At 60.5% G+C, this 10,874-nt stretch carries 9 protein-coding genes; 2 read left to right on the forward strand and 7 right to left on the reverse strand.

Annotated elements, in window-relative coordinates:
* Nucleotides 1–208, reverse strand: a 208-nt coding sequence (locus FJ398_21230) for a hypothetical protein (GenBank protein ID MBM3840437.1), incomplete at its 3' end; no start/stop codon positions are given.
* Nucleotides 209–401: 193 nt separating this feature from the next.
* On the opposite strand from FJ398_21230, the gene FJ398_21235 reads away from it, so the two are divergent.
* Nucleotides 402–1,250: an MBL fold metallo-hydrolase gene (locus tag FJ398_21235; GenBank protein MBM3840438.1), complete on the forward strand. Its 849-nt coding sequence runs from the start codon at nt 402–404 to the stop codon at nt 1,248–1,250.
* Here FJ398_21235 and FJ398_21240 read toward each other — a convergent pair.
* From FJ398_21240 to FJ398_21265, 6 genes are all read right to left on the reverse strand, one after another.
* Entirely contained in the window at nt 1,200–4,595 is a 3,396-nt protein-coding gene (locus FJ398_21240) for a helicase (GenBank protein MBM3840439.1), read from the reverse strand. The genes FJ398_21235 and FJ398_21240 overlap by 51 nt on opposite strands.
* Nucleotides 4,596–5,324: 729 nt before the next feature.
* Complete coding sequence (locus tag FJ398_21245) at nt 5,325–7,073, reverse strand: amidohydrolase (GenBank protein ID MBM3840440.1); 1,749 nt, start codon at nt 7,071–7,073, stop codon at nt 5,325–5,327.
* 285 nt (nt 7,074–7,358) lie between these two features.
* Entirely contained in the window at nt 7,359–8,348 is a 990-nt protein-coding gene (locus FJ398_21250; GenBank protein ID MBM3840441.1) for an alpha/beta hydrolase, read from the reverse strand.
* Nucleotides 8,349–8,378: 30 nt separating this feature from the next.
* A complete protein-coding gene (locus FJ398_21255; GenBank protein MBM3840442.1) occupies nt 8,379–9,239 on the reverse strand; it encodes an HDOD domain-containing protein in 861 nt (286 codons plus the stop codon).
* A 126-nt stretch (nt 9,240–9,365) separates the two neighbouring features.
* Entirely contained in the window at nt 9,366–9,752 is a 387-nt protein-coding gene (locus FJ398_21260) for a methyltransferase domain-containing protein (GenBank protein MBM3840443.1), read from the reverse strand.
* A complete protein-coding gene (locus FJ398_21265; GenBank protein ID MBM3840444.1) occupies nt 9,605–10,186 on the reverse strand; it encodes a hypothetical protein in 582 nt (193 codons plus the stop codon). The genes FJ398_21260 and FJ398_21265 overlap by 148 nt, the downstream gene beginning before the upstream one ends.
* 357 nt (nt 10,187–10,543) lie before the next feature.
* Here FJ398_21265 and FJ398_21270 point away from each other — a divergent pair.
* Nucleotides 10,544–10,874, forward strand: a 331-nt coding sequence (locus tag FJ398_21270; GenBank protein MBM3840445.1) for a hypothetical protein, incomplete at its 3' end; no start/stop codon positions are given.

Consider the following 10,874-nt stretch of genomic DNA (forward strand, 5'->3'; position numbering starts at 1 on the left):
GGGCTGTAAGGACCGAGCCAACGCAGGCCACGGACAAAAGACCCGCCGCCCGGAGGGTTTTCGCGCCAAAGGCCGCCTGGCTTTGTTGCTCCTCAGTCGAAGATCCAGGGAGGATATTCTCCTTCGTTGCGCCTCGCCATCCGGCCTTTGGCGCGAAAACAGGACCCCGCGGAATTTTCGGACACGCTCTGAGGAGAAACGAAGCCAGAAAGCGAAATCGCCCCAGCCCTCCGGGGCGGGGCGGCGCCTGGCCGGCTGCGGCGTTGCTCGTCGGTCACAGCCCCAAAAGGGGGATGCTCCCTCCTCGCGCCTTGCATCCGGCCAGGCGGCGCTCCCGCCAAAACCGGAAGTTATTTTTGCACAGACCCTTAATAAGTTGATCCACAAAACGCCGAAGCGTAATTTCTGCGCGCGTGCCAGTGCGATTCACTATTTTGGGGAGCGGTTCCAGTGGAAACTGTGCCTACCTTGAAACCAACGAGACCCGGCTCCTCATCGATGCCGGTCTCAGCGGTCGCCAGATACGCCAGCGCCTGGCGCTCATCGGACGAACTCCGGAGACCTTGCACGGCATTCTGCTCACGCACGAGCACTCCGACCACGTTCAAGGCCTGGTTGGCCTGGGCGCCAAGCTCCAGATTCCGGTCTTCTGCAATCGTCTGACCAAGGAAGCCGTGGAAGAGCAGCTTCAGCTGAAGCTGGGCTGGCACATCTTCAACACCGGGGCCAGCTTCGACGTGGGTGACGTGGCGGTCGAGACGTTCAGCGTGCCGCACGACGCCAGCGATCCAATCGGTTTCTTGCTCCGCACTTCCGAAGCCAACATCGGCTTCCTGACCGATCTTGGCCACGCCACGAAATTGGTCGTTGAACGCGTGCGGCGCGCAAACGTTCTGGTGTTGGAGACCAATCATGACCTGAAGCTGCTTCAGGAAGATCGCCGGCGGCCGTGGAGCGTCAAACAGCGGATCATGAGCCGGCACGGACATCTCTCCAACGAGGCCGCCGCGGAATTGGCCGAAGAGATTGTCTCGGCGGAGTTGCGATATCTTTACCTGGGGCACCTCAGCCAGGACTGCAACCGTCCGGAGTTGGCCTATCAGGCGGTTTGGAAACGGCTGCAAACCATCGGCGCGACGCATACTGACGTCCGGTCAACTTCCCAGGACGCGCCGAGCGCGACTTTGGAGCTGACGACCTCAGGCCAACAGCTCCTGCAACTCGTCCCAGGTCAACGCCCCGGTGAATGATTCTTCATCCGCGAGGATCGTTAAGAGCGTCTCCCGTTTGCGCTGCTGCAAGTTCAGGATTTTCTCCTCCACCGTGCCGCGCGCGATCAACTTGTAGCTGGTGACTACTCGCGTTTGGCCGATGCGATGGGCGCGGTCGGTGGCCTGCTCTTCCACGGCCGGATTCCACCACGGATCGAAATGAACCACCGTGTCGGCTCCGGTCAGGTTCAGCCCGACTCCACCCGCTTTGAGGCTGATCAGAAAGACCGGGATCGCAGGGTTGGACTGAAATTTTCCCACCACCTCGGCGCGATTCAACGTCGCGCCGTCGAGATAACAGAATTCCATCGCCGCCGCCGCCAGCCTCTCGCGGATCAACGCCAGCATGCTGGTGAACTGGCTAAACACCAGCACGCGATGCCCGCCGTCGATGGCTTCGTCGAGCAATTCCTGGAACAAGTCCAATTTCCCGGAAGCCTTTTCCGCATTGACATTTTCAAGCTTCAGGAGCCGGAGGTCGCAGCAAATCTGGCGTAAGCGCAGCAGGGCGGTCAGCACGACCATCCGGCTCTTCTGCGCGCCGTGGGTTTGAACCGCCTCAAGCACTTCGCGCCGGCTCGCCGCGAGCACCTGTTGATACACGGCCTGCTGGTCGTCGGTCAGCTCGCAGAACGTCACTTGTTCGATCTTTTCGGGCAGATCGCTCGCGACCTCGCGTTTCAGCCGGCGGAGGATAAATGGCCGGACGCGCCGGGCCAGTCGAGTCTGCACGGATTCACTGCGATCGCGCGTGATGGGCATTTCATAACGCTCCTTGAAATCGCTTGCCGAACCCAGGTAGCCCGGCATGAGAAAATCGAAGATCGACCACAAATCCAGCGCCGAGTTCTCCAGCGGAGTCCCCGTCAACACGAGCCGATGCGCGCACTTCACCGCTTTGACAGCCTGCGCGTTTTGCGTCTGGCGATTCTTGATGTGCTGGGCTTCGTCCAGGATCACCGTGTCGAATTCCAAATCCCGATAAAGTTCGGCGTCGCGCCGGATCAACGCATAACTCGTCACCGCTAGATTGACTTTGGGAATCTGCAGGAAGAGTTCTCGCCGGTCCGGTCCGTGCAAAGCGAGCGCCTTGAGCCGAGGCGTGAAGCGCGCCGCTTCGGCCAGCCAGTTGAAAACCAGGCTCGTGGGGCAAACCACCAACGACGGCTTGCGGCTTTCTGGGTTCGCCGCGTCGGCGAGCGACTGAAGGAACGCCAGCGTTTGCAGGGTTTTGCCCAGGCCCATTTCGTCGGCCAGAATGCCGCCGAACTGATTTTGCCGCAGGAATTGCAGCCACGCGACGCCGCGCTTCTGATAGGCTCGAAGCACGCTTTCCAGCGCTCCCAGCGCCGGGGCCGGAAGCTCCACTGCGCCGGATGGCGTCGTCCCCGGATGCGCGCCCAGCTTCTGCGCCTCGACGCGCCAACCTGCTTGTTCTTTCAGGGTCGATTCCAAAAATGCCCTTTGGCGGTTCTCCAGCCGATAAACGCCTCGCTCCTGCCTGGGCGCGCAGTCCAGCAGCACTTCCTGCAATTCCTCAACCGCGCCCGTGTCGATGACTGCGAAGCGCCCGCTCTTGAGCCGCGTGTGGCTGCGGCTCGAGAGAATGAGCCGTTGAATGTCCGCCGGCGAAAAACGTTCGCCGCTCTCGGCGGCGAAAGAGACGCCAAAGTCAAACCACTGCTCCCCCGAGGGCGTTACTTGAAAGCGCGGCTCGATCCGCTCGACGTTCCGCGAAAGGCTGCGGTCGAGACGCTCCTCCAGCGTGACGTTCCACTCCCGTTGCAGCCGGGGCCATTCGCGGGCGAAGAAGTTGAGCACCGAATCCTGGCCGGCAAGATGCAAGCGGCCTTGCGCGTCCGGCCCGGTGAAGCCGCACCGAACCAGGCACGCCAACGCACCGCGTTCCGCATCGATATCCCTGGCGAAATAGCGTCTGGGAGAACTGGCGTCCGGAGACCAGGGAGATTCCTCGCCTGATCTTGTTCCCAGCGCGAAGACGCGCGGGCCGTAGGCGCATTGAAGTTGCGCCTGGAGTTGGGCGAGGCCGCCGGCGAGCGAAAGCCGAAAACTCGGCGGGCCGGACTCCAAAACAAAGTCGTCCAAACCGAAGTCCGCCTTCAGGTCGCAATTCATTTGCAGCAACGGCCAGTCATGGGCCAGGAATTGCGGCACGCGGGCGCGCGGGAGTTGAACCGGCTCACGGAAAAGCGCGCGATAGGATTGGGGCAGTCCGACAGGTTGAAACCGGTTTTGGCGAAAGGCCCAGGCTGTTTCTCCTCCAATTAGAACCGGCACGGTCTCAGAAACCTTCAAGGTCAACCGGATTTCGCCTGACGGTTGCAGCGACGCCTGAAGTGGAACTCTCCACGGAGACGCCGTGACGGTCAGAGCCTGTGACCGGCCAGATGAAACGCGCGGATGATCCACCAACCGGCCCAGCACGCTGGCGAATTGCTCGCGCGGCAGAGCCAGAACACCGGGTGTTTCTCCATCTGCCAGGATCTCCACGAAGTCCAGCAGCGCGCGGTCCTCGGCCAAAAGGCAAAACACAATGTCTCTGGGCAAGGCGTTGAGTGGAGCTCGGCCCTTTTTCCATTTGCCCTCCAAACAAATCGTCAGCCTCGGCTTGTCGAGCGCTTGCGGCAAGTTCGGCGGCAGCACGACGAAAATCTCCAAGGGCTCGGCCGCGGCTTGGTTGTCCGCTCGCCGGACGCGCCGGTCTGGCACTTTCGTGCCTGGTTTGGCTGCGACTGGTTGCTCGCCGATTCCAGTGGCCGACATCTCCGGCGGCTGGACATCGCGTTCCCCCTCACCCCGGCCTTCTCCCTTGGGGAGAGGGAGCGTTGAACTCCTCGTTTCGAGAAGACGTGCGCGCCGGAACTCTTCCGCGACGGGGTTTGCTCTCCCCTCTCCCGGAGGGAGAGGGCCAGGGTGAGGGGGAACGCGAGGAACGAAACCGACGGCGCAGTTGGTCCCCGGTTGTGGCGCAGGTGCGTCAGACTTCCGTCCGGCCGAAGGTTCCGCAGCCGCTTTCTTCGCCGCCGTCAGAACATGCAACCCCACAGCCACCGAATGCGCGCAGATCGTTCCCCATTGCCTCGAGGCCCGGCAACTGCACAGGTTCTCCAGGTCGATGGCGCCCTTAACGACAAGCCCGGCGCGATACGAGATCGAGCCTTCCTGAACGACTCCTTTCAAAAGAGGTGGGGTCCAGTTCGAGCTGAGCACCTGGTCCCGCTCCACCAGGCTCCGAGCCTGCTTCATGGCTTCCCAGCCCGCGACCTTCGCCAAAAATGCTTCGGTCAGTTCCGCCGCGATCACAAGCGTGAAGTTAATTTCAAGTACGCGTCCGAGCTGCCGAACGAAAAGCTGACCGATGACGAGGAGCGCGCCGGTGACAATCGACTTGGAATAGCGGCGGCGTCACGCTCCTCGCCATTCGGTCGAGCGTCTGGTTCGGCGTTTCATCTTCTCAGACGTTTCTCAATCGCAGCCGGGTCTTGGCGAAGATCGAACACTCCGGGCATGCGTTCAAGAATCATAGCGTGATCATACCCATTTGGTGCGCGTGTTCAAGTATCGCCGAACCCGAAGGTCAGCGACGGGAGCCAGCCGCCCCTGACGTTGAATTTGTCTCTGAGCGAATCGGCTGGCTCCCGTTCGCTGCACCGTCTGGTTCGCCGCTTGTTTTGACTACCTTGCGCAGGATGACCAATAGGTAAACTCCCAATACGGGTAAACCGATGCCCGCGCTCCAATGCGAATAGGCGGCCGACCGGTGCAACGTACGCACATTTGTCATGATCAGGTCGCGGAACGTTTCGAAACTGGCGCGTTCAACAGGCGATAGGTCCTCCCTGTGCCGTCGGGCGACCCGCCCGACGGAAAGGGGAAACCGTTGGGAACGACGCTGCCTTTTGCTCGGACGCCTCCCTCTCATTCTGCTCGGCGGGTCGCCCGCACTACCCACGCTGAACACATACGAACTGCGCTTTATCAGGCAACGGCTAAGACCACTTTTCGCGTGAACGGTTACGTTGGCCAGGAGGTTCAACGCTCTCGGCCGTGAACCCACTTGCCGCCCAAGTAGGTGCGGAGCACTTGAGTTTTTGGAATCTGATCCACCGGGCAAGTCAGCAAATCCGTGTCGAGCACTATCAGGTCGGCGAGTTTGCCGGGTTCCAGGGAGCCGACTTCGTTTTCTTTGAACAGGAGATACGCGTTGTTCGCGGTGTAAAAGCGAATTGCTTGCTCGCGCGACAGCGCTTGCTCCGGATGCAACTGGCCGTCGTACCACTTCGACCGGCGCGTGACCGCCACCCACATTCCCAGGAAAGGATTGTAAGGATTGATCGCGCGGAAGGAACCGATCTTCTGCATGTGATCCGATCCGCCGCCCGCGATTCCGCCGGCAGCGAAAATCGTCCGCAGCGGCTGGAAATAACGCAGCCGGTCGTAGCCGAATTGTTTGACCAGCGTGCGCGTGTCCAGATACAGCCACGCCGGCTGGATGTCCACCACGACGCCCAGGCGAGCGGCTTGTTCGACGGCTTCGCGGCTCATGAAATTGGAGTGCGTGATGCACCCGCGCGTCTGGCGCACCGGCAAACCTTCCTTCGTCAGTTCCTCGTAAACGTCCAGAAGCGTGTGCACCGCGCCGTCGCCGACCGAATGCGCCGTGAATTGCAGGCCGGACTCCACCGCGGTTCGCACGATCGGCAACAGCCGTTCCTTGGGAATGAAGAGCACGCCGCGGTACTCCGGATCTTTGATGGAGTAGATTTCGCTCACGCCCCACGGTTGGCGCATGTACGCGCTTCCCGTGAGCATGCCACCGTCCAAAAACGTTTTGATGCCGATGATGCGCAGCCGCGAGTCGCCCTGGCAAAGCGGGTTCCTGGCCACGTCCCGGATGCTGGCCTGAATCGTTTCCAGCGCGCCGATCGTGCCGATGTTCTGCGAAATGGCCAATCGAACCGGCAGATCTCCCTGGTCGCGCATCTTCTTATAGCGCTCGATTGCGCCCAGGCTCGCGCTCCGGTCCGCGACCGTGGTCAGGCCGACGGAATTGTAATCCCGAAAAAGCTGGAGCGTTCGTTGATAGGTGTCCTGTTCGGTCGCGCGCTTCCCGGAACTGCTGGACTTCACAATCCGCGTGCAGCTTCGCAGAATTCCGGTTGGCTCACCTTGCGCGTCCTTTTCAAGGTAGCCCGGACCGCCATCGGTGATTTTGAAATCCCGGTCGATGCCGCTCAATTTCAGCGCCAGACTATTCAACGAGGCGTCGGGGCCAGTCGAGAAGATGACCGGATGTTTGGGCGCGACCCGATCCAGTTCGTTCCGGGTCGGATACCGCTGTTCCCGCAGCCGCGTGATGAAAACCTGGCTCAGATGAATCCATTCGCCTTCCTTGACCACAGCCGCCCGTGACTTGATGTAGTCGAGCACATCCTGAATGCTCTCCATGTCGGGAATTGGGTGATCGAACTCTGTCATCGCGGCGCCGGGATGCGCGTGCGAATCCATCAATCCCGGCAGCACCATTTTGCCGCCCAGATCGACCACTTGCGTTGTAGCTCCCTTGGTTTTCAGAACGTCCTCGTTGCGGCCGACCAGAAGGATGCGCTCGCCCTGGATCGCGATGGCCTCCGCGATGGAGAAATTGCGATCCACCGTCACGATCTTCCCCTGGTGCAGAATCAAATCGGCTTCGGCGGCGGACAGGGAGCAAACCGGGACTACAAACAGCAGAAGCAGCATCAGGCACGCGCTGGAATCCGACCTCTCTCCCGCCTGCATGGCCGAAGCCACTCCAGCGTGGCGAAGGCCCGCCCTGCGGACATCCTCTCCGCCTCCGAGGGGGAGAGGGATGGGGCGATGGGGATCGTTCGTGGGTAGGGCGAGTCCGTCCCGGCGAGCCGCTCGACGTGCCTGAAACACGTCCGACTCGGCTCGCTGGGGACAGGCTCGCCCTACCGGCAGGTTCATGGGAAGCAACATCCGACCGGCTTTCTGCGGGCGCGGACGACAGATTTTCCCCGCCCAACGGGAGAGGATTAAGTTGAGGGAAAACATACTCGACTCCTAATTCTTCAAGTGTTTATCAAGAAACGCGAGGACGCGGTCGAAAGTCTGCGCAATCACCGGATCTTTCATCGCCTCGCGCCCGCCGTCGAATCCGTGGCCTCGGCCTTGCATCGTGATCAACTCGTGCTCGACTCCGTGGCGCTTCAGTTCCGCCGCCATCAGGACGGATTGTTCATGCGGCACGTCTGTGTCTTTGTTGCCGTGCAACAGCAGGGTGGGCGGGTAATCTTTCGTCACGTTCTTCACCGGACAAAAAGGATCGAACGCTTTGGACTCCTTGTCCGGATCGTGCCCCGCGACTTCCTTGGGCCAGAGTCCTTGTTGGCGGCAATACAGGTAAAACCGCCCCCGGTTGCGCCCGGAACCTTCGGCAATCATTTTCGTGCCCACGGCTTGCTCCGCCTCCTCGCGGCTGACTTTGGGTTGCTGGTTGTAGAATGGATCCGGCCGGCTGTACCACTCGCTGATGATGTCGCCGTAACCATAAAACGGCACCAGCGCTTTGGGCCGCGGGCTCACGCAAAAACCCGTCATCAGCGTGAGATAACCGCCCGCCGAATGCCCGATCACTCCAATGCGGTCGGCGTCCGCATTAAATTGCTCCGGCCCTTTCGCGCGAATCCACTGGTAAGCGTCCTGGAGGTCCTCAATGATTTCTTTGAGCTTCGTTTCCGGCGCCAACCGATAGTCGATGGAAACCACGGTGTAGCCCGCGCGGATGTAGCGTTCCATTTGATCGCGGCGCAGCCCGTTGCGGTTGCCCATGATCAACGCGCCCCCGTGAATCCACAGGATCACGGGTTGCTTCACGCCGCCTTTGGCGCGATAGACGTCCGCCTTGATCTCGCAATCTCCGACTTCCTTGTAAGTGAACGTCTGCTTGGAGAAGCTCATGGGTTGCGCGGAGTTTGGGCCTTGTTCAGCGCCGCCCGCTGCGTGGAGACTCGCCGACAAGAGAAAAGCGCAGATCACTTTGTAAGTTTGCATTCGCTTCTCTGAGGTTTTGAGGTTGAGGAACTACGCCGCGCCAAACAAGCCGCCGACTTTTGTGAAGGCGGCTTGCCCTTCAGTGCACAGCCATTCCATATCTTTCATGGCAAAGCCCAGGCGCTCCGCCGCGCCGGCATTCACATCGATTTTAGCCGGCTTGTTCGCCATCTTGGCTTCGACGCCTTTGGCAACGGCATCGGCCAGGTGGACGACGTCGCAAACCAAATCCATGCCTTGCTCCGGATTATGGTGGTAAGTGATCCCGTTGACGATGGCTTCGGGCAACTTCCAGTGGCGGGCAATCAGGCCGCCCAGCTCGCCGTGATGCACGTGGAGGATTTGCGATTCGGCTTCCAGCGGCGTCAGTCCGCCTTCATTCTGCGCGCGCCCCAACAAGTCCAGAATGTCCTGATCCAAAAAGTGCGCCATGGCCAGCTTGCCGATATCGTGCAGCAACGCCGCCGTCGCGCCGGCGGACGGCAAAGGGGTTTTGCAGACGCGCGGCGCGAGTTCGGCCAGGAGCATGGAAACCACCGAGTGCCTCCAGAGCTCGCCTTCCTGGTAGCCGTAAGCGCGAACTTGCACCCGCATGAGCGGACGGCAATGGGAGGCCACGGCCAGAGATAGAATGCGCGCCGTCCCCAGCCGGGAAACCGCATCCTTGACGGTGGTGATGGCGACCGAAGCGCCGCTGAAGGCCGAATTGGCCAGCCGCAGCAGGCGCACCGTCAGGGCCGGATCGAATCGAATGACATTCGTAATCTCGTCCACGTCGCCGGCGCCCGAACTGAGCATCGAGGCCAGCTTGACCACACTGGCCGGGAGCGGCTGCAGTTCGTCCGCCTTCTTGATCAAGGCGTCAATATCGATGAGGTTCATAGTCTTCATCCGAGAGCCGGTATTCTTCGCCGCAGGCGGCCCTTGGGTCGAGCGCCGCCGCAGGCGTTGAACGCATGTTGGGTTGTTGGTTCGGAGCTTTGGGTTTGAGCAAAAATCTAATTCTTTGTCACAGCACTAGCCGCTCTTGCCAGAAAGTTGGTAGTAACCGGCCTTTTCGGTGACCACGAGGGTGAAATCCGAATCCGTTTCGGGCGCCGTTTCCTGCGCCCCCAAAAACAGGTAACCGTCCGGTCTCAGCACGCTCTTCAGTTTCTTGAGGACGGTCTGTTGGGCGTCCGGACTCATATAGCGCAGCACATTGCGGAGGAAGACGACGTCCGCCGCCGGCAATTCGCCCCAATCCCCCACCAGATTCAACTCCTGGACCACGACCAGTTGGCCCGCAGCGTCATGGAACAAATAATCGGTCCCTTGCTTGCGAAAGTATTCTCTGACGAGGATCGGTTGCACGCCGCGGTGAACTTCCACTTCGTTGAATCGGCCTTCCTGCGCCTGGGCCATGCTTCCTTGGAAATGTCGGTCGCCAGGATATCGACCTTCCAGCGCAAAAGCTCGGAGAAATAGCGGTGCAGAACCATCGCGATGGAGTAGGCTTCCTGGCCGCCCGCGCACCAGATGTTCAGCTTGCACTCGCGAAAGCGGCTGGATTGGAGCGTGGGAAAGATTTTGCTCCGCAAAAGCTCGAACGGATAGAGGTTGCGGAAAAAATAGCTCTCCTTGGGCAGCAACGCATCGAGAATGACCGGTCCCAGGCCGTTGGCGCTTCCCTCCCGCACTCGTTCGATCAAATCCTCGACCGAAGGCACCTTGTGTTGCCGGGTCAAGGGCAGCAACCGCGCTTCGACCAGATACTTGTCCTTTTCCGGAAGGTGGATGCCGGACCACGACCGGATCAATTGCTGCAGGTACTGGAACGTGGAGTTGCTGATCGCCATATCAAAGGAGCAAGGCGCACCGGCTCAAGCGGCCCTGTTTCCAATCCCATGGATTGCAGAAAGCGGCTTCTGTTTCACGGCAGCAAACCTTGCGCATGGTCAATCTCCGCTGGAGTGCGAACGCAGTTTGGTGACAGCCAATCACCGACAGAAATCTGTTGCTCGAATTGCGCGGCAGCGTAAAGGCCGCACGCTTGTAAACTTAAGAAAAATTGCAGACTATCCGCCATCGGCGATGAAACTGAAAAAGTCCGCTCACCTTCTCCCTCTCCGCCCTGAAAGGGAGGAGAGGGCCGGGGAGAGGAGGGTTGTCTTTATACGGTTTCTCCTCCATCAAGCTGCCTCGTTCTGATTACCATGCTCATCGCCCATGAACCGAAGACTGCGCGGACCGCAGCCTTCAGGCTGCTTCCGGCTCCGCTCCGCAGTTCGGCGCTGAAGCGGCCTAAAGGCCACGGTCCGACAAGACGGTTGATGGGAAGCCTGCTCGTTCTCAGAACCATGCTCATCGCCCATGAACCGAAGACTGTGCGGACCGCAGCCTTTAGGCTGCTTCCGGCCCCGCTCCGCAGTTCGGCGCTGAAGCGGCCTAAAAGCCACGGTCCGACAAGACGGTTCATGGGAAGCCTGCTTGTTCTCAGAACCATGCTCACCGCCCATGAACCGAAAACTGTGCGGACCGCAGCCT

This window comes from Verrucomicrobiota bacterium (assembly GCA_016871535.1).
Taxonomy (GTDB): Bacteria; Verrucomicrobiota; Verrucomicrobiia; order Limisphaerales; family SIBE01; genus VHCZ01.